Genomic DNA, 18,678 nt, shown 5'->3' with positions numbered 1-18,678 from the left:
CGCAGCGACCCGCGGGGCGGCCGCGCGACAGGCGGGTCAGCGGGCGGGCGGCCAGGCCAGCTCAGGGCGGGGCACCGACGCGAGGGCGCTCACCACCCGGGCGAGGGTGTCCTCGTCCAGCCCGGCGTTGCGCAGGATCGCCTCGGTCTCGTCCCCGTCGGCGACCCACGGGTTGGCGCTCAGCCAGTCGACCCGGGGGAAGAGCTCCGCCGGGGCCACGTCCGCGCCCTGCGGCAGCCGGTCGCGGTGGTGCGGGTGACGACGCACCTCGTCGGGGGCGAGGACGGGGGTCAGGCAGCACTCGTCCGAGGCGAGGTCGGCCCACTCGTCGCGGTCGCGGGTGGCGAAGACCGCTTCCAGCCGCGCACCGAGGTCGGGCCAGCCGGCCGGGTCGAGGTGGTCCGGCGGTTCACCGGGGAGACCGACCACCCTCCAGAGCTCGCGGAAGAACCGCGGCTCGATCGCACCGACCGCCACCCATTCGCCGTCTCCGCAGCGGTAGCAGCGGTAGAACGGCGCCTTCCCGCTCATCAGGCCCTCGCCGCGCGCCGGCATGATGCTCGTGCCCCAGGCGGTCATCCAGGTGCCCATCATCGAGAGCACTCCGTCGACCATCGAGGCGTCGACGAACCGGCCCCGGCCGGTCCGCGACCGCTCGTGCAGGGCGGCGAGGACGCCGAACGCCGCCCACAGTCCGCCGCCGCCCATGTCCGCCACCAGGTTGATCGGGGGGACGGCCGGCTCACCGGCGGGGCCCAGGCAGCCGAGGACGCCGGTGACCGCCAGGTAGTTGATGTCGTGCCCGGCCGCGGCCCGCAACCGGCCCTGCTGGCCGTAGCCGGTCAGCGCGCAGTACACGAGCCGCGGGTTGAGCGCGGCGAGGTGCTCGTAGCCCACGCCGAGCCGGTCCAGCACGCCTGGGCGGAAGGACTCGAGCAGCACGTCGGCCTCGGCCACGAGGCGCTCCAGGGCGCGGACTCCGTCGCCGCTGCGGAGGTCGAGGGTGATCTGGCGCTTGCCCATCGCGAGCTCGGGCAACGCCTCGCCGGTCCGCCCGCCCGCGACGGTGACGACCTCGGCGCCGAGGCGGGCGAGCAGCATCGACGCGTACGGTCCCGGCGCGTTGCGGGAGAGGTCGACGACCCGGACTCCCGCGAGGGCGCCGGGTCCCGGGAGGGTCACGGGAGTACGCCGATGGCTCCGTCGGCCGTCTCCTCCTCGAAGGCCTCCGCCGGCGAGATCAGGCGGCCGCCGCTGATGTGGAGCACCCGATCGGCCAGCCGGGACGCGAAGTGCTGGTTCTGCTCGGCGAGCACGACCGTGATGCCCGAGGGGCGCAGCGCGAGCAGCGCTTCCTCGATGTTGCGCAACACCGCGGGCGCGAGACCCTGGGACGGCTCGTCGAGCAGGATCACCTTCGGGTCGGCGAGCAGCGCCATCGCGAGTGCCAGCATCTGCTGCTCGCCGCCGCTGAGCAGGCCGGAGGCCCGGCCGGCGTACGTCGTGAGAGCGGGGAAGAGGTCCTCGACCAAGGTGGCGCGGACGCGGCGCCGCTCTGCCGGCGTGGCCTGGCCGGCGACGGCGAGGTTCTCGCGCACCGTCATCGCAGGGAAGATGTTCCCGCGGGTCTCGGGGACGAAGGCGATACCGGCGCGGGCGCGTGCGGTCGCGCGCTTGCTGGTGACGTCGACGTCGCCGAGGCGCACCTTCCCGGCCTTCTGGGTGATGCCGGCCAGGGCCCGGAGCAGGGTGCTCTTCCCGGCGCCGTTGGGCCCCAGGATCGCGAGCAGCCCGCCGGGCTCCACCTCGAGGTCGATGCCGCGACAGACCACCATCCGGCCGTAGCCGGCGTCGAGGCCGGTGCACGAGAGTCCGTTGGCGTTCATGCCACCTCCTCCAGGCCGAGGTACACCCGTTGCACGGCCGGGTCCGCCGCGACCGCGGCCGCGGTGTCCTCGACCAGGATCGTGCCCCGGTCGAGGACGAGGATCCGGTCGCACATCCGGACGACCATGTCGAAGTTGTGCTCCACGATCAGCACGCCGACCCCGGCGGCCGAGAGCCGTGCGAGCTCGGCCGCGAGCAGCTCCTGCTCGTCCGTGGCCAGTCCGGCCGCCGGTTCGTCGAGCAGCAGGTAGCGCGGCGACATCGCCATCGCGCGGGCGACCTCGACCAGTCGCACCCGGCCGAGCGGCAGCTCGCCGATCGTCGCGTCGCGGACGTCCTCGAGCCGGAAGTCGGCCAGGAGGGCGTCGGTCCGCTCGGCGGTGCGGCGCTCGGCCCGACCGACCCAGGGCGCCCAGACCAGCGACGACAGCAGCCCGCGCCCGGAGGAGGGGTAGAAGCCGCAGGCCACGGCCTGCCACACCGTGGTCGTCGGATCGAAGCGCGGTGTCTGGAACGTCCGGGCGAGCCCGAGCTGGATGCGCCGGTGGGACGCCACCGAGCTGATGTCGCGCTGGTCCAGCGCCACCGTGCCGCGGTCGGGCCGGATGAAGCCGGTCAGGCAGTTGAACATCGTGCTCTTGCCCGAGCCGTTCGGCCCGATCACCCCATGGATGGTGCCCGGCTCCAAGGTGATGCCGACGCCGGCGAGCGCACTCACGCCGCCGAACGTCACGGCGAGATCGGTCGCGACGAGGCTCATCGGGCCACCTCCTGCTGGTCGCTGGTCGCCGCCACCGTGGCGGGTCGGTCCGGCTCGGGCTCGAGCTCGGGGTCGGGTGCTGGTCGGGTCGGGGCCGGGTCCGAGCCGCGTCGACGCAGGGCGTGCCACGCCTGGTCGAGCAGCCCGAGCACGCCCTGGGGGGCCACGAGCAGCGCGACGACCAGGGCGGCGCCGTACAGCAGGCCCTGCGCCTCCTCGGACGGCAGCGTGTTGTTGACGTAGAGCAGGATCGTCGCGCCGACGATCGGGCCGAGGACGTAGCGGGTGCCGCCGACGACGGCCATCAGGATCGCCGTGATCGAGAAGGCGCTCGGCAGCGACTCCGGCGCCAGGAAGGTCAGGTAATGGGCGTAGAGCCAGCCGGCCAGGCCCGCGATCGCGGCGGAGAGGCTGAAGACGCCGGCCACCCGCGCGGGCACGTCGACGCCGTCGGCGCGGGCGCGCAGCGTGTCCCAGCGGATCGTCTGAAGTCCTCGGCCGTGGCTGCTCGACACCAGGTTGGCGTAGAGCCCGACGACGAGGATCACCAGGACCCAGGCGAAGATCGCGTAGTTCTTCAGGTCCAGCGCCCAGGGGAGCGGCGGGATCCCGGAGATGCCGATGTAGCCGCCGGTGAAGTCACCGCCCTCACGGAGCAGGATCACCACGATCTCGCCGAACACGAGGGTGGCGACCGCGAGCGCCAGGTGCGAGAGGCGGCCGACGAGGCGCGACAGCGGGTAGGCGATGACCGCCGGGACGAGGACCGCGCCGACGAGCCCGATGAGGGGGTGCAGCTCCCAGCGGGTCGTCAGGATCGCGGTCGCGTAGGCGCCGATCGCCGCGAACGCCGCTTGGGCCACGGAGAGGACACCCGCCTGGCCGTAGGAGATCGCCACCGAGAGGGCGAGGAGGGAGAACACCGCGATCGTGATCGCGGAGTCGACCTGGGCGGGGTCCTGGCCGATCGCGATCATGATCACGATCACGGCGGCCGTGAGGACGAGGGTCGGGCGCTGTCGGCGCGCCAGCTGCCGGAGGCCTGCGGTGCTCATGCCCGGGCCACCGATGCGGTCGAGCGGCCCAGGGTCAGGGCCAGGAAGATGAACAGGTAGGGGATGGCAGCCGCCACGCCGGTCTCGGCGTAGCCGGCGACCAGGGCCTGCACAACACCGAACAGCAGGCCGCCGACGAAGCCGTGGATCGGGCCCCGGAACCCGAAGACCACCGCGGCGCCGATGGCCGTCAGGGTGATCGCCAGCCCCGAGGAGTAGCTGACGCCGGTGGTGTACAACAGCAGGACGCCGGCGACCGAGGCCAGGCCACCCCCCAGCATGATCGCGGTGGTCTGCAGCCGGCGGACCGAGAGCCCGGCCAGCTGGGCGCCGAGGGGGTTGTCGGCGCACGCCCGCAGCGACCGGCCGAGCGGTGTTCGTGCGAGCACCAGCGTGATCACGGTCATCGCGACCAGTCCGAACGCCATGTTGAGCGCCGACTGGGGGTTCACCGAGATCCCGGCGATGTCCCAGTTGGAGCGGAACGAGTGCCCGACGACGGGCTCGCGTCCGTGCCACAGCAGCACGAGGGCCTGGAGGCCGAACGCGATGCCGAACGTGGCGAGCACGATCGTGATCGGGTCGACCGCCCCGCGGCTGCGCAGGATCAGGTACGTCGTCGCGACGAGCGCGGTCGTCGCCAGCCCGGCTCCGATGCCGGCCACGATCCCGACAGGTCCGCCGACGGCGGCGGCCGTGGTGGCCGCGACCACCGCGTGGCTGCCGACGGCCGCGTCGATGGAGTGGGTGGTCGCGTAGACGATGCTGATCGGCAGCGCGACCAGGCCGTAGGCCGACCCGATCAGGATGCCCTGGACGACGTACTCGAGGAGCTCGCTCATGCTGGGGTGCCTTTCGCGGGTGCTGGGTGGCGGGCGAGGTCGTGATCCGTGGTCGTGCGGAGGGCTCGGATGGACAGGCCTGCCGCCTTGTAGTCCCAGGTGTCCGGGGTGACCCCGCGCTCGCGGAGCTCGCGCTTGCGGATCTTGTTGGTCGGTGTGCGTGGCAGCGCCTCGAGCCGCTCCACGTACCGCGGGACCATGTGGTGGGGGAGCTCGGCGACCAGGTGCCGGAAGAGCGCCTCGGCGTTGAAGCCCGCCTCGGTGGAGACGCACAGCTTGATCTCGTCGTCGGACGGGCTGATCGGCACACCGACGGCCGCCACCTCGAGGACCCCGGGGTGGCTGCTCGCCGCGACCTCGATCTCGTAGGAGGAGATGTTCTCGGCCTTGCGGCGGATCCGGTCACCGAGGCGGTCGACGAAGTGCAGCCAGCCGTCCTCGTCGAGGTAGCCGGCGTCGCCGCTGTGGAAGCGGAGGTTGCGCCACGCCTGCACGGTCGCCTCGGGCATCCCGAGGTAGCCCTGCATGATCAGCCACGGATGCCGCGGCACGACCGTGATCTCCCCGACCCGGCCCGCCGGGAGCGGCTCGTCGGTGTCCGGGTCGACGACGGTGATCTCCACCAGGTCGTCGAGCGGCCGACCGGCTGCGCCGAGCCGCAGCGGCGCGTCGTACGGACGCCAGCAGCAGGCGGTGACCTCGGTCATGCCCCAGGTCTCCAGGGCGACCACGCCGAAGCGCTCCTCGAAGTCCACGCCGATCGCCGCCGGTAGCGGTGCGGCGAGCACGGCGCGCAGTGCCGTCGTCGCATCGTCGGGGCGACGGGGGGTCGCGTGCACCATCTCGATCATCGGTCCGTGGGCGATCGTGACGGTCGCGCCGCACTCCCGGATCCGGTCGATCCATGACTCGGGTGTGAATCCGACGTCCAGGGTCACCCGGCCGCCCATGACGAGCGCGGCGTACAGCGCGCCGAACCGCCCGGCCATGTGGAAGAGCGGGTGGAAGCAGTAGAAGACGTCCTCCGGGCCCATCCGCAGGCCTTCGGCGCACTCGCGCGCGATCGTGTGGGTCTGGGCGTTGGTCATCATCACGCCCTTGGCCGGCCCGGTCGTCCCCGACGTGAGCAGCACTGTCGACAGCGCGCTGTGGGCGGGGCTGGCGGCCTCCCAGTCCGTCGGAGTCGGCAGCTCGTCGAGGGAGAGCGCGCCGGAGTCCGCCGGCGCCGCGCCGTCGGCGACGACGACCACGAGGTCGTCGAGCCGGTCCAGGATGCGGGTGAGCTCGGGGAGCAGCTCCAGGGCGACCACGATCACCCGCGCGCCCGACAGCCGGACGGCGTGGGTGAGTGACTCGCCGCGGTAGGCGTGGTTGAGCGGGACGTCGACCAGACCGAGGAGCTTGGCGCCGAGCCACCCGTGCACCGCCGCCCAGGACGTCGGCAGGAAGAACAGGACCGGGTCGCCGGCGCGCAGGCCGAGGGACCAGAGCCGGGCTGCGACGCGCTCGGCGTCGGTGGCGACCTGCCCGAACGTGTGCAGCGGGGAGTCCCCGATCGCGAGGTAGGGCGCGTCCGGTCGCTCGCTCGCCTGCCGCTGGAGGTGGGCACCGACGTGCCACGTGCTCGTCGGTCCCCAGCGGAGCTCGAGCGCAGTCGCGGCGGGGGTGTCGGGGATCACAGTAGGACGCTAGGAAGAATTGACATCGACGTCAAGTTCGAATCCGTCAGGCGAGCGACGACTCCGTGCGCACGCCCCAGGTGTCGGCGTTCGACGCCGCCTGGCCCACCAGGGTGGGCAGCACCACTTCGAGCTCGTCGACCGTCCAGCGCCCGCCTTGGTCCTCACCCGGGCCGGCGACCCAGCCCTCGGCGACGCTGACCCGGCCACCCCACACGTTGAAGACCCGGCCGGTGATCCGGGCCGAGCGGCTGCTGCCGAGGTAGACGACCAGGGGGGAGACGTTCTCCGGCGCCATCTCGTCGAACCCGTGGTCGGCCGCGGTGGCGGCACCGTCGAGCACGGCGAGGTTCTCGGTCATCCGGGTGCGGGCCCCCGGGGCGATGGCGTTCACGGTGATGCCGTAACGGGCCAGCTCGGTCGCGGTGATGATCGTGAAGGCCGCGATCCCCGCCTTCGCTGCGCCGTAGTTGCTCTGGCCGACGTTGCCGTAGAGGCCGGACGGTGAGGAGGTGTTGATGATCCGGGCGTCGACGTCGCGGCCAGCCTGGGACTCTGCTCGCCAGTGCGCCACCGCGTGCTTGGAGCAGGCGAAGGTCGTGCGCAGGTGTCCGCGGATCGCGTCGTCCCACTCCTCGACGGTCATGTTCACGAACATCCGGTCGCGCAGGATGCCCGCGTTGTTCACCAGTGTGTCGAGGCGGCCGAAGGCATGGAGGGCGTCGCTGACCAGGGTCGCGGAGCCCTCCCAGTCGGCGGCGTCGGCGTAGTTCGCGACCGCCTGGCCACCCATCGCCCTGATCTCGTCGACCACGATGTCGGCCACAGCCCGGTCGCCACCGGTGCCGTCGACCCCACCCCCGGTGTCGTTGACCACGACCCGCGCCCCCTGGCGGGCGAACTCCAGGGCGTGGGCGCGGCCCAGGCCGCGCCCCGCGCCAGTGACGATGACGACGCGACCGTCGCAGATGCCGTGCATGGGAAGTCCTTTCGGAGGTGACGTTCCGGGCGTGGTGGCTCAGGCCACCCAGGTCGAGCTGCGGGCGGGGTCGAGGTACTCGTCGAGCCGGGAGATGAGGCCCCGCTCGTCCACCTCGGCCACGACGCAGGCGGTGAAGTCGCGCACGCTGCCGTCCGGACGGGTGAACCGGACGACGTGCTGCTCGCAGAAGCCGCGCTCGTCGACGATCAGGCGCGGGTACAGGTATTCCCACGGCCCCATCCGCTCGCGCATCGCGCGGATGTCGGCGAGCGCGTCGATGAACAGCCGGGGCGGTTGACCACCGGTCTGCCACGCGGTCATGCCGGGGGCGGTGAGGGCGAGCATGCCGTCGAAGTCGCCGGCCTGGGAGCAGCGGGACCACTGCGCGGCGCAGCGGGCCACGGCGTCCCGGCGGGTGCCGTCCACGGTCGCGCTCATGGCCGCGTCACCACGATCGAGGCGTTCTGCCCGCCGAAGCCGAAGGCGTTGACCTGGACGGTGCGGAAGTCGGCGATCGCGGGCTTCTGCGTCACGATGTGGAAGCGGGCGCCCTCCTCGACCTCGTGCGTGGTCGGGATGTGGGCGAGCCGGCCGGTCGCGATGGCGTGCAGCGCGAGCACCAGTCCCATGCCTCCCGACGCGGCGCCGGTGTGGCCGACGCTGCCCTTGATCGAGGTGACGTGGAGCGAGTCGTCGCGCTCGCCGAAGACCTGGTTGATCGCGCTGATCTCGACGGTGTCGCCCTTCGGGGTGCTGGTCGCGTGCGCCACCAGCCCGACCACGTCGTCCGGGGTCACGCCGGCCATCCGCTGCGCGTCCCGCATCGCCTGCGCCTCGTAGGCGCCGCTCGGGTCGGGGGAGGAGGGGTGCGAGCCGTCGGAGAGCGAGCCGTAGCCGGCCAGCACGCCGTGGATGCGCGCGCCGCGTGCGGTGGCGCGCTCGAGGCTCTCGAGCACGAACACCGCTGCGCCTTCGCCCTCGACCAGCCCGCTGCGCCGCCGGTCGAACGGCATCGTCGCGAGCATCGGGTCGGTGACCGGGTTCGTCATCCCGTAGCTGGCCTGCGAGTGGTGCAGCACCTCGCACAGGCCACGCTCGGTGCCGCCGGCGATCACGACGTCGGCGCGTCCGGTCTGGATCATGCCCATGGCGGTGCCGAGGGCGTCGATGCTCGACGCGCAGGCGGTCGACACCGTGAGCAGCGGCCCGTGCAGGGCGTACCGGATCGCGATCTGGCCCGCGGCCATGTTCGGCCAGGCCCGGATGTTGAGCTTGCGGTGGACCGCCTCGGGGCCGACGAGGTCCAGCTGGCGCTGCGCCTCAGTCAGCGAGGTGACGCCCGCCATCGTCGTACCGATCACCACGCCGGTGCCCGGCTCGAGCGGCTCGCCGTGGTCCTCGACGGCCTGCTGGGCCGCGGCCAGCGCGTACTGCGCGAACCGGTCGGTGCCGTCGACGAGGCGGGGATCCATCCAGTCCAGCGGGTCGAAGTCGGCGATCATGGCCGCCCAGGAGGTGGGCGCCTCGGCGTCGGCCCAGGGCGCGGGCGAGATGGCCGTGCGGCCCTCATCCAGGGCGCGGGTGAACTCCTCGGGGCTCGCGCCCACGGGGGTGATCGCGCCGATCCCCGTGATCGCGACCCCGGCGTGCTCTCGGCTCATGCCGTCCGTCTCCGTCCGTGTCGTGGGGTTCCTCGGTGCCGTCCATCATCGCGCCGACATCCGACCTGGTGCCCGCGTGGTGCCGGCGGGGTGCCGGTGGCCCGAGCGGTCCCCGAACCGTAGTAGAAGTTGACGTCAGCTTCAATACTGAATTGAAGTTGACGTCGGAATCATATTGATGGTGTGATCTGGGTCCCAGCCGTGCGTGCCCGGCGCACGACCAACGCCTCAGCAGGAGCCCATCGTGTCTCGATCGCCTTTCTCTCTCGCCGTGGCCGGCGTGTTCGTCCTCGGATCCCTGACCGCCTGCGGCGCCAACGCCGACAGTGCCTCCGGCGGCGACTGCGTCGTCAAGATCGGCTCGATCTTCAGCCAGACCGGCGCCGCCGCGGCCTTCGGCGGTGACGGCGAGCGTGCGATCGAGCTCGCGATCAAGGACGCCAACAAGGAGGGCTTCCAGGTCGACGGCAAGGACTGCACGATCGACTACAAGGCCGTGGATCTCGCGAGCGACCCGAACAAGTCGGCCTCGCTCGCCCAGGACCTGATCGCCGGCTTCGGCGCCAAGTTCGTCTTCGGGCCCGACATGGCCGCCGCAGTCCCGCCGGCCGCGACCGCGGTCGAGCGCGCCGGCAACGTGATGATGCTGTCGGTCTCGACCGGCATGGACGCCTACGCCGGCAAGGACGGCCCGTTCTTCCGGCTGTCGCCGAACGACCAGACGATGGTCAATGACGGCTACATCCCGGCGGCCGCCGAACAGCTCGGCGACGTGCAGGACATCGCGATGCTGATGACCGACGACGACACCGGGAAGGCGCTCGCCGAGGGCTACGCCGCGTCGTTCGCCGACAACGGCATCACCGTCTCGCAGACCGAGTTCTACGACCCGACGTCGACCAACTTCGCGCCGATCGTGCAGCGCATCGACGACGACGTCCAGGGCATCTTCATCGGCTACAACAACGACAGCACGGCTGCGGCGATCATGGACGCCGCCGCGGAGGCCGGACTCCCACAGGTCTACATCACCCGGGGCATCTCGGCGCAGCCCGGCGTCGCCCGCGAGGACGGGCTCGACGCCTATACCTGGCTGGTGCTCGGTGCCGACCCGCTGTACCCGGCCGACGAGGAGCAGGAGCAGTTCATCGCCAAGTTCACCGACGCGTACGACGTCCCGGACGGCCAGATGACCTACTTCCCGTTCGTCCACTACGACTACGTCGGAATGCTGATCCAGGCGATGGAGAAGGCCGGCACCACCACGGACGTCGAGGCGATCTCGGCCGCGCTCCGCGGTTCGTCGTACGACGGCGTGGTCCAGCTCTCCTTCGACGATGCCGGGTTGAACACCAGCCCGATGGGCCTGGGCATCCTCCGGGACGGGCAAGGCGAGGTCGTGTCGTTCGGGGGGCGGTGACCCAATGGACTACACGCTGGCCGACATGGTCGGCATGGTCGCCCGCAGTCGCCCCGACCAGGTGGCGGCGACGGTGCTCGGCGAGGAGACGACGACGTACTCGTTCGCCGAGCTCTGGGACCGGATCGGCGACCTGGCTGACGCGGTCTCCGACACGGAGGCCGGCGTCCACGGACCGATGGTCGCGACCCTGCTGCCGAACAGCCTCGACGCGCTGGCCGCCTACCTGGCGTGCCAGCGCGGCGGGGTCGGCGCGGTGCCGCTCAACAACCGGCTCGCCGACCGCGAGCTCCAGCACATCCTGGCGGACTCGGAGGCGCGAACCATCCTGGCCGCCGGCGAGTACGTCGAGGTCGCGCGGCGGATCGCCGACGCCGGCGTGCGCGTGGTCGACGCGGACACGGTCGTGGCGGGCAGCCGCGACCGCGACCTGATCGCCGATCCCGAGCGGGGCAGCCGGGTGGCCGTCGTGTTCTACACGTCCGGCACCACGGGCCTGCCCAAGGGCGCCGCCGTGCGCAACGACGACTGGGTGGTCAACACGATGCGCTGGGGGTGGCAGCTGCGGATCCAGTGGGACGAGCGGACGCTCGTCCCCGGCCCGCTGTTCCACATGTCCTACTCGAGCTTCGCGCTGGCCACCTGGCTGATGGGTGGCGAGGTCCGGATCATGCCGTCGTTCTCGGCGGCCACCGCCTACGAGGAGTTCGCCGAGCGCTCGACGTTCGCGTTCCTGGTGCCGTCGATGACCCAGATGATCCACGACGAGTGGGTCGCCCGTGGCCGGCAGCCGATGCCGGCGGCGCGTTCGATCATGACCTCGGGAGCCGCGGCCGCGGTCGAGCTGGTCGAGGCGGCATTCGACATGTTCCCGAACGCGACCATCCAGGAGACCTACGGGTGGACCGAGGCGGGCTTCGCGACGATGGAGGTCAAGACCCGCGAGACCGTCCGCCGCGGCACGGTCGGCTACAACACCGTCGGGTCAGACGTCGCCGTGTTCGACGACGACGGCAAGCCGTGCGCGCCGGGCGAGCGGGGTGAGGTCGGAATCCGCACCCTCGCGGCCTCGATCGGCTACCTCTCGCCGGCGACCGCGGGGGCGAACACCCGCCGCGGACCGTGGATCCTCTCGGGCGACATCGGGACGTTCGACGAGGCCGGTCGCCTGATCATCATCGACCGCAAGCACGGCATGATCATCAGCGGCGGGGAGAACGTCTACGCCGCCGAGGTCGAGAAGGTCGTGGGCCAGCACCCCGCCGTCGACGAGTGCGTCGTGATCGGCCGCCCGAGTCGGCAGTGGGGCGAGGAGATCGTCGCCGTCGTGGTCCTCGAGACCGGCGCCGACCTGGACCTCGACGGCCTGCGCGTGTTCTGCCGCGAGCACCTCGCCTCGTACAAGGTCCCGCGCGACCTGGCGATCGTCGACGCGCTCCCCCGGAACTCGATGGGCAAGCTCCAGCGGTTCGAGGTCAAGCGGGTCCTGGAGGCGACGGGGTGAGCGACCTCCTGCTGACCCTCCTGCTCGGCCTCATGCAGGCGGGCCTCTACACGCTCGTCGGCCTGGGCCTGACGATCACCTTCGGCGTGACCCACATCCTGAACTTCGCCCACGGCGAGTTCGTGACGATCGGCGCGTACTCGCTGATCGGGTTCGTGGTCCTGCTCCCGACGGCGCTCGCGATCCCGCTGGCCGTCGCCGTGGCGGTCGGCGTCTCCGCCGTCATCTACCTCCTCGGCTTCGTCTTCACGATCGGCGACCACCTACAGGGGCTGGCCGTCTCGCTCGGCCTGCTGCTGTTCAGCGAGAACCTCTTCCTCCAGATGTTCTCGGCCATCCCGCGCACCGGTCCCCGGATCGAGGGCACCCTCGGGCTGCCCGGCGACAACCAGATCGCCTGGGCGCGGATCGTCGTGATCCTGCTGACCGCGACGATCGTGGTGGTCGCCGCGATCGCGCTGAAGCGAACCTGGGTCGGACTGGCCCTGCGGGCCACCGGCGACGAGCGGTTCGCCGCGTCCACGCTCGGGCTCTCCGCCCGTCGGGTAGGCCTCTACGCCTTCCTGGTCGCCGGGGCCCTCGCCGCGATCGCGGGTATCTGCATCGCCTCGGTCACGCCGGTCACCCCCACGATCGGGATGAGCTACCTGCTGACCGGGTTCGTGGTCGCGATCATCGGAGGACTCGGCTCGCCCATGGGCGTCCTGGTCGCCTCCCTGCTGCTCGGCCTCGTCGAGGCGTTCACCGCTCGGTACGCCGACCCGTCGATGACCAGCGTCTACACGTTCACGGCGATGATCGTCGTGCTGCTCCTGATGCCGCAGGGCATCTTCAACCGGAAGCAGGTCCGAGCCGGATGAGAGCCATCGCCCTGCGCCGTTCCGCGCTCGCCTTCGCCTGCGCCGTGGTGCTCCTGGTCCTCGCGTTCAACGTCCCCGACAACCGGGTCGTCCTGTTCAACACCTTCCTGGCGTACGGCGCCCTGGTGCTGAGCCTCGACCTCATGGTCGGCAACCTCAACCTGCTGCCCGCCGGTCACGCGGCGTTCTTCGGAGCCGGCGCGTACGCCTCGGTCGTGCTGAACCAGACCGCGGGCTGGCCGCTCCCGATCGCCGGCCTGGTGGCCATGGTCGGTTGCGGTCTGTTCGCGGCCGTGATCGGCCTGCCCGTGGTCGGGCGGACGGCCGGGATGTCGTTCGCGATCGTCACGTTCGCGATCGGCGAGCTGATGGTGCGCGTCGTCGCCAAGTCACCGGATCTCCTGGGCGGCACGGAGGGGCTGACGGTCTCGTGGGGAGTAGGCGAGGACATGCCGTTCGGCTTCACCATCTACCGCTACTTCTCGCTGTGGCTCGTCGCCGTCTTCGTCCTCGTGCTGCTGGTCGTGATCTGGATCCGGAGCTCCCACCTGGGGCTCCGCCTCACCGCGATCCGCGACGACGAGAACGCCACCCGCGGCCTCGGCATCAACCCGGTCGCCTACAAGACCGTGGTCTTCGGCATCAGCTCCGGACTGGCGGCCGCCGTCGGTGTCGCGTGGGCACCGATGGTCGGCTACATCGGACCGGACTCCATGGCGACCGGCGAGTCGATCTTCCTGCTCAGCCTGCTCATCGTCGGCGGCATCCGGTCGGTCGGCGGTGCGCTGGCCGGCGTCCTGCTGCTGATGATCCTGCCGCTCTACCTCGAGATCGAGCCGGCGGCACGGATCGCCTTCGTCGGCGGCGCTCTCGCCCTGATCGCGCTGATCGAGCCCGGCGGCATCGCCGGCCTCGCCCGACGGGCCCGTGCCCTCCTCGCCCGTCCCAGGATTCCCGCATGAGTACGTCCACCACCGGCCCGGTCGTCGAGCCCTCCGTCGTACCCTCCGTCGAGCCCGTCCTCGAGCTGCACGGCATCACCGTTCGACTCGGCGGCGTCGAGGTCCTCGCCGACATCGACCTCACGGTCCGGCGCGGGGACTGCGTGGGCATCATCGGCCCGAACGGCGCCGGGAAGACCACGCTGTTCAACGTCGCCAGCGGCTTCATGCCGACCACCGAGGGCGACGTCCGGCTGCAGGGCCGGCCGATCAACGGGGTCAAGCCGCACCGGATCGCCCGTCGGGGCCTGGTGCGGACGTTCCAGAACGTCGGCGGCTTCGGTGACCTGAGCGTCGCTGACAACATGGAGCTCGCGACCCGCGGACGGGCACCGGACCGGGTCGCCCGGGTGGCCGCGATGCTCGGGCTGACGGACTCGTGGCAGACCCCGGTCAAGGACTGCTCGTTGGCCACCCGCAAGCTGGTCGGCATCGCCATCGCGGTGGTGCGCGAGCCCACGGTGCTGCTCCTCGACGAGCCGCTCGCCGGCCTGGCCACCGAGGACCGCGACCACGTCGTCGAGATGATCCGTCGGGTGCACGCGGCCGGCACCACCATCTGCCTGATCGAGCACGACATCGGCCGGACCCGGGCTCTCGTCGACCGGCTCGTCGTCCTCGACGCCGGTCGCAAGATCGCCGAGGCCACCCCGGAGGAGCTCGCGGCGCGCCCCGACCTCGTGGAGGACTACCTGACATGACCGCTGACACAGCCGCAGTCGAGCGGCGGACGTCCGCAGCACTCGCCGTGCGCGACCTCGCCGTGCGGTACGGCCGCGCGGTCGCCGTCGAGCACATCTCCCTCACGGTCGGCACCGGGGAGTGCCTGGCCGTGGTCGGTGCCAACGGCGCCGGGAAGAGCACCCTGGGCAAGGCCGTGTCCGGCCTGGTCCCGCTGGCCGGCGGGGCCGTCGAGTACGGCGGTCGACCGGTCGGCCGCGACGCCGTGCGCGCCGGGATCGTCTACGTGCCCGAGGGCCGGATGGTCTTCCCGCAGCTCACCGTCGAGGAGAACCTCAAGGTGGGCGGGTTCGTCCGCCGGCGCCGGGACGACTGGCGAGAGCAGCGTGACGCGATGTATGCGCTGGTGCCCCGGCTGGCGGACCGGTCCTCCCTCCGTGCCGGGCTGCTGAGCGGCGGTGAGCAGCAGCTGCTCGCGATCGCCCGTGCGTTGATGGCCCGGCCGCGGCTGCTGGTCCTCGACGAGCCGTCGCTCGGGCTCTCGCCGATGGCGATCGGGACCGTCACCCGGTTCCTCGACGAGCTGCGCGCGGAGACCGACCTGAGCATCCTGCTCCTCGAGCAGAACACCGCCTTCGCCGCCCGCCTGGCCGATCGGGGCATGGTCGCGAAGCTCGGCCGGATCGACCGGGACGACCTGAGCCAGGCCGACCTCGCCGAGATCTCGGTCTTCCAGGGCTGAGGTCGCCCGCCGGGCCCGAGGGTCGGCCGGCCCGGCGGGCCGGGGTCCGACTCAGTCCTGGTCCATCCGGAGCGCGTTGGCCCAGAGCCGGGTGAGGCTGTCGACGGCCTTGTCCAGGTCGTAGTCGTGCCCCTGGCCGAACCAGGAGTAGGCGAACCGGTAGACCATGCCGGTCAGCGCCCGGGCCGCGTAGTGCGGGTCGAGCTCGCGGTCGGCGCGTCCCTCGGCCTGGAGCCGGACGATCTGGCGCTCGCTGCGCTCGACGTACTTCTGCAGACCCTGGTCGAGGCGGGCCTTGGCGCCCTCGTGGTGGGTGGCGAGCTCCTCCCACAGGGCGATCAGGCGGCCGTTGTCGCGGTAGACCTTGAGGTACTCGCGGTTGCTGCGCTCCAGGCGCTCGATCGGCTCCAGCCCGCTCTGCTGGCGCGCGGTGCCTGGGTCCTCGTTCTCGTGGAAGAGGTCGGCGATCATGTCGTCGACCAGCGCGAGGAAGATCGTCTCCTTGGAGTCGAAGTACGTGTAGAACGTGCCGTGCGCGACCTTCGCGCCGTCGGCGATGTCGGTGATCCGCGCGTTGTGGAAGCCGTCGCGCTCGAACACCTTGCGGGCCGAGGCGAGCAGGGCAGCGCGGGTGCGCTGGGCGCGCGGCGTGAGCACCGCGACGGCCGCGCCATCGACATCGGTCATGGGACCTCCCTCGGATCCTGGCCGGCACTGAGCGTGCCCGAGCCTAGACGTCGCTTGAAGGTGACGTCAAAGTCAATTATGCTTCCCGTCATGTCCACGGGAGGGTCTCAGCATGCCTCATGACGTCGTGTTGGTGGAGCGCCGCGACGGTGTCCGGCGGGTGATCTTGAACCGCCCCGAGGTGCTCAACGCCTACGACACCGCCTTGTGCCAGCAACTCGGCGCGGCCTTGCTGGACTTCCAGCGCTGCGACGAGGACCGGGTGCTGGTGCTCTCCGGTGCCGGCCGCGCGTTCTGCGTCGGCGGCGACGTCCGCAGCGAGGCCGAGGCGGTCGAGGGGGAGGAGCGCCAGCTCGGGCACGGCATGGTGATGCGCGAGGGCATGCACTCGGTGCACCGCCTGCTGCACGCCCTGGACAAGCCGGTGATCGCGCTGATCCACGGCCATGCGGTCGCGGGCGGCCTCTCGTTGGCGCTGCTCTGTGACTTCCGGATCGCCGCGCAGAGTGCGCGCCTCGGCGACACGAGCGGTCGGGTCGGACTGCTCCCCGACGAGGGAGGCGCCTGGTTGTTCCCGCGGGCGATGGGCCACGACGCGGCGCTGCGAATGACGCTGCTCGGCGAGGTCTACGACGCGGCGGAGGCGCACCGGCTGGGGCTGGTCACCGAGGTGGTCCCCGACGACCGGCTCCAGGAGCGGGGCGCGGAGCTTGCGGCGCAGATCGCCGCGAAGGCGCCGCTCGCGGTGCGGATGGCCAAGCGGATGATGCGGCGCTCCCGTGAGCAGACCTTCGAGGAGTCCCTCGTCGAGGCGGAGTACGCCGTCGAGATCGTCAACCGCAGCGACGACGTGCGCGAGGGCGTCGAGGCCTTCGTCGCCAAGCGGACGCCGACGTTCACCGGCCACTGATCCCGGATGGAGCCGCCGCACGCCTGGTCCTTCGACGACTTCGAGGCGGGCCAGGTGTTCACCGGCCAGGGCCGCACGATCACCGAGTCCGACCTCGTCTGGTTCGCCAGCTGGTCGTGGGACACGAACCCACCGCACACCGACGCGGTGCACATGGCGTCCTCGCGGTTCGGCGAGCGCATCGCCCACGGCCTGCTCGGCATGTCGGTCGCGATGGGCCTGGCTTCGCGGCTGGGCGTCTTCGAGAGCTGCTCGATCGCGCTCCTCGGTGTGGACGACTGGCGGTTCCACGCGCCGGTGGTCGTGGGGGACACGGTCCGGGTGCGGGTCACGATCCTCGGGACCCGGGTGACCACCGCCGGAGACAGCGGCGTGCTCGAGCGGCGCTTCGAGCTGATCAACCAGCGCGCCGAGGTGGTTCAGTCGGGATCGATCCCGCTGCTGGTCAGCCGCCACTAATGAACTTGACGTCAGTGTCAATTCAGCCTACGCTCGGGCCATGACCGAGACAGTCCGGCGAGTCAGGACCGCGCAGCCGTGAGGCACGAGGTCGTGGCCGAGCTGCCCGGCAACATCTGGAAGATCGAGGTGGAGCCGGGCGCCAGGGTCGAGCCGGGGCACTGCCTGCTGGTCATGGAGACCATGAAGATGGAGATCCCCGTCCACGCCGAGACCGCCGCGCTGGTCGCGGAGGTCCGGGTGGCGCCAGGCGACCAGGTCGCGGCGGGGGACGTGCTGGTGGTGCTGGCACCGTGACGATGAAGAGGGATGGACGATGAGCGAGCCGATGGTGCTCAATGACGTCGTTGGTGCCGTGCAGGTGATCTCGCTGAACCGGCCCGACCGGCTCAACGCGATGACCAAGGGGCTGGTCGACGAGCTGTTGCCGGTCCTCGAGACGGCGGCCGCCGATCCAGCGGTCCGCTGCGTGGTGCTCACCGGGGTGGGGCGCGGTTTCTGCGCCGGCGGTGACCTCGGCGAGATCGGCGACCTCGCCGTGGGCGTCGACGTGGCGCGCGAGGAAGCCGACCTGCGCCGGCTGCACCGCTCGAGCCAGCTGCTGCACGAGATGGGGAAGCCCACGATCGCCGCGGTGAACGGGCCGTGCGCCGGCGCCGGCCTCTCGTGGGCCTGCGCCTGCGACCTGCGCCTGGCCGCGAGCTCGGCGGTGTTCCGGTCGTCGTTCGTGTCGGCCGGACTGACCGGAGACTTCGGCTCCAGCTGGACCCTGCCGCGGATCGTCGGCGCGGGTATGGCCCGCGAGCTGTGTCTGCTCAACCGGAAGTTCGACGCCGCGGAGGCCCTCCGGATCGGGTTGGTCTCCGAGGTGATGCCCGATGAGCTCTTCCGCGACCGGGTGCTGGAGGTCGCCACGCAGCTCGCCGCCCAGGCGCCGATCGCGATGGCAGGCATGAAGGCGAACCTGAACGACGCCGAGCTGGTCGGCTTCGGCGAGCTGCTCGACCGCGAGGCCGCCCGCCAGGCCGCCGCCACCGCGTCCTCGGACTGTGTGGAGGCGGCCACGGCGTTCCTCGAGCGCCGGGAGCCGGTCTTTGTCGGTGACTGAGCCGGGGCCCGGGCGCCCCGGCGACGTGAGCCGGCCGGCTGTGGCCGGCGCGGCCTGACGGCCCGGGCACCGCCCGGGCGGTCGCGGAGCCGCTCGACGAGTCGCGCACAGCGCCGGCGCGGCGGTCGCCCCTCTGCGTGTCCGGCGCCTTTCGGTGCCCGAGGCGGCGCCCGTGGGCCTGACGAGCGTGGCTCGTGGCGCGATCATGGCGGGCAGGTCGGGTGGCGCCGCTCGCGGGACCGAGGTCGTCGCGGGAACCGCTCGGGCACCGAGCGTCCCCGTGCTGGGGCGGAGGTCCGGGGTGGCCCGAATCGTGTCGCCCACCGGTTCGGGCCGTATCCGCCCAGCCCGATGGCCCAGGTCCGTGACCCCGCTCGGCTCGTTGCGGTAAACAGTGTTGCGATGAGTGGAACAGAACCTCGTCTGCTCGCCCGCCGCCT

20 protein-coding genes are annotated in these 18,678 nt (G+C 71.7%); 10 read left to right on the top strand and 10 right to left on the bottom strand.

All coding sequences use genetic code 11. The annotated features are described in order from the left end of the window. Positions 1 to 36 precede the first annotated feature (36 nt). From NOCA_RS22345 to NOCA_RS22305, 9 genes are read right to left on the bottom strand one after another with little or no spacing between them, the layout of a single operon-like run. Positions 37 to 1,182 carry a CaiB/BaiF CoA transferase family protein gene (locus tag NOCA_RS22345; RefSeq protein ID WP_011757552.1) on the bottom strand — a complete coding sequence of 382 codons (1,146 nt, stop codon included), beginning with the start codon at positions 1,180 to 1,182 and terminating at the stop codon, positions 37 to 39. Continuing rightward, positions 1,179 to 1,886 (bottom strand): ATP-binding cassette domain-containing protein, encoded by a 708-nt coding sequence (locus NOCA_RS22340; RefSeq protein WP_011757551.1) that lies wholly within the window; start codon positions 1,884 to 1,886, stop codon positions 1,179 to 1,181. The genes NOCA_RS22345 and NOCA_RS22340 overlap by 4 nt, the downstream gene beginning before the upstream one ends. Next, a complete protein-coding gene (locus tag NOCA_RS22335) occupies positions 1,883 to 2,647 on the bottom strand; it encodes an ABC transporter ATP-binding protein (RefSeq protein ID WP_011757550.1) in 765 nt (254 codons plus the stop codon). The genes NOCA_RS22340 and NOCA_RS22335 overlap by 4 nt, the downstream gene beginning before the upstream one ends. Next, positions 2,644 to 3,702, bottom strand: coding sequence for a branched-chain amino acid ABC transporter permease (locus tag NOCA_RS22330; RefSeq protein ID WP_011757549.1), 1,059 nt, complete (start codon positions 3,700 to 3,702; stop codon positions 2,644 to 2,646). The genes NOCA_RS22335 and NOCA_RS22330 overlap by 4 nt, the downstream gene beginning before the upstream one ends. Further along, on the bottom strand, positions 3,699 to 4,544 hold the full coding sequence (locus NOCA_RS22325; protein ID WP_011757548.1) for a branched-chain amino acid ABC transporter permease: 846 nt from the start codon (positions 4,542 to 4,544) through the stop codon (positions 3,699 to 3,701). The genes NOCA_RS22330 and NOCA_RS22325 overlap by 4 nt, the downstream gene beginning before the upstream one ends. Continuing rightward, on the bottom strand, positions 4,541 to 6,223 hold the full coding sequence (locus NOCA_RS22320) for an AMP-binding protein (protein WP_011757547.1): 1,683 nt from the start codon (positions 6,221 to 6,223) through the stop codon (positions 4,541 to 4,543). Before NOCA_RS22320 ends, NOCA_RS22325 begins: the two co-directional genes overlap by 4 nt. Before the next feature lie 46 nt (positions 6,224 to 6,269). After that, positions 6,270 to 7,202 carry an SDR family oxidoreductase gene (locus NOCA_RS22315; protein ID WP_011757546.1) on the bottom strand — a complete coding sequence of 311 codons (933 nt, stop codon included), beginning with the start codon at positions 7,200 to 7,202 and terminating at the stop codon, positions 6,270 to 6,272. A 39-nt stretch (positions 7,203 to 7,241) separates the two neighbouring features. Continuing rightward, the gene (locus NOCA_RS22310; RefSeq protein ID WP_011757545.1) at positions 7,242 to 7,643 is read right to left on the bottom strand and encodes a nuclear transport factor 2 family protein; all 402 of its coding nucleotides are present in this window, start codon (positions 7,641 to 7,643) and stop codon (positions 7,242 to 7,244) included. Further along, positions 7,640 to 8,866 carry a beta-ketoacyl-[acyl-carrier-protein] synthase family protein gene (locus NOCA_RS22305; protein ID WP_011757544.1) on the bottom strand — a complete coding sequence of 409 codons (1,227 nt, stop codon included), beginning with the start codon at positions 8,864 to 8,866 and terminating at the stop codon, positions 7,640 to 7,642. The genes NOCA_RS22310 and NOCA_RS22305 overlap by 4 nt, the downstream gene beginning before the upstream one ends. 244 nt (positions 8,867 to 9,110) lie before the next feature. Here NOCA_RS22305 and NOCA_RS22300 point away from each other — a divergent pair, with 244 nt between their 5' ends. Genes NOCA_RS22300 through NOCA_RS22275 form a run of 6 tightly spaced genes read left to right on the top strand, consistent with a single transcriptional unit; the run spans position 9,111 to position 15,074 of the window. After that, positions 9,111 to 10,286, top strand: coding sequence for an ABC transporter substrate-binding protein (locus tag NOCA_RS22300; RefSeq protein ID WP_011757543.1), 1,176 nt, complete (start codon positions 9,111 to 9,113; stop codon positions 10,284 to 10,286). A gap of 4 nt (positions 10,287 to 10,290) precedes the next feature. After that, complete coding sequence (locus tag NOCA_RS22295) at positions 10,291 to 11,790, top strand: class I adenylate-forming enzyme family protein (protein WP_011757542.1); 1,500 nt, start codon at positions 10,291 to 10,293, stop codon at positions 11,788 to 11,790. Continuing rightward, entirely contained in the window at positions 11,787 to 12,650 is an 864-nt protein-coding gene (locus NOCA_RS22290; protein WP_011757541.1) for a branched-chain amino acid ABC transporter permease, read from the top strand. The genes NOCA_RS22295 and NOCA_RS22290 overlap by 4 nt, the downstream gene beginning before the upstream one ends. Then, complete coding sequence (locus tag NOCA_RS22285) at positions 12,647 to 13,612, top strand: branched-chain amino acid ABC transporter permease (protein WP_011757540.1); 966 nt, start codon at positions 12,647 to 12,649, stop codon at positions 13,610 to 13,612. The genes NOCA_RS22290 and NOCA_RS22285 overlap by 4 nt, the downstream gene beginning before the upstream one ends. Beyond that, on the top strand, positions 13,609 to 14,352 hold the full coding sequence (locus tag NOCA_RS22280; protein ID WP_011757539.1) for an ABC transporter ATP-binding protein: 744 nt from the start codon (positions 13,609 to 13,611) through the stop codon (positions 14,350 to 14,352). Before NOCA_RS22285 ends, NOCA_RS22280 begins: the two co-directional genes overlap by 4 nt. Beyond that, positions 14,349 to 15,074: an ABC transporter ATP-binding protein gene (locus NOCA_RS22275; RefSeq protein WP_011757538.1), complete on the top strand. Its 726-nt coding sequence runs from the start codon at positions 14,349 to 14,351 to the stop codon at positions 15,072 to 15,074. The genes NOCA_RS22280 and NOCA_RS22275 overlap by 4 nt, the downstream gene beginning before the upstream one ends. 51 nt (positions 15,075 to 15,125) lie before the next feature. Here the strand turns inward: NOCA_RS22275 and NOCA_RS22270 are convergent, their stop codons facing one another. Then, positions 15,126 to 15,761 (bottom strand): TetR/AcrR family transcriptional regulator, encoded by a 636-nt coding sequence (locus NOCA_RS22270; protein WP_011757537.1) that lies wholly within the window; start codon positions 15,759 to 15,761, stop codon positions 15,126 to 15,128. 112 nt (positions 15,762 to 15,873) lie between these two features. On the opposite strand from NOCA_RS22270, the gene NOCA_RS22265 reads away from it, so the two are divergent. The 4 genes from NOCA_RS22265 (at position 15,874) to NOCA_RS22250 (ending at position 18,238) form a co-directional block, all read left to right on the top strand. Then, complete coding sequence (locus NOCA_RS22265; protein WP_011757536.1) at positions 15,874 to 16,671, top strand: enoyl-CoA hydratase/isomerase family protein; 798 nt, start codon at positions 15,874 to 15,876, stop codon at positions 16,669 to 16,671. Positions 16,672 to 16,677: 6 nt separating this feature from the next. Then, positions 16,678 to 17,130, top strand: a complete 453-nt coding sequence (locus NOCA_RS22260; protein WP_011757535.1) for a MaoC family dehydratase — start codon at positions 16,678 to 16,680, stop codon at positions 17,128 to 17,130. Positions 17,131 to 17,208: 78 nt separating this feature from the next. Then, a complete protein-coding gene (locus NOCA_RS22255) occupies positions 17,209 to 17,427 on the top strand; it encodes a biotin/lipoyl-binding carrier protein (protein ID WP_011757534.1) in 219 nt (72 codons plus the stop codon). 19 nt (positions 17,428 to 17,446) lie between these two features. Next, the gene (locus tag NOCA_RS22250) at positions 17,447 to 18,238 is read left to right on the top strand and encodes an enoyl-CoA hydratase/isomerase family protein (RefSeq protein WP_011757533.1); all 792 of its coding nucleotides are present in this window, start codon (positions 17,447 to 17,449) and stop codon (positions 18,236 to 18,238) included. Positions 18,239 to 18,678: the final 440 nt, after the last annotated feature.

Origin of the sequence: Nocardioides sp. JS614, assembly GCF_000015265.1 — a bacterium.
Lineage (GTDB): Bacteria > Actinomycetota > Actinomycetes > Propionibacteriales > Nocardioidaceae > Nocardioides.
This window is presented reverse-complemented; position numbering and strand designations above follow the sequence as displayed.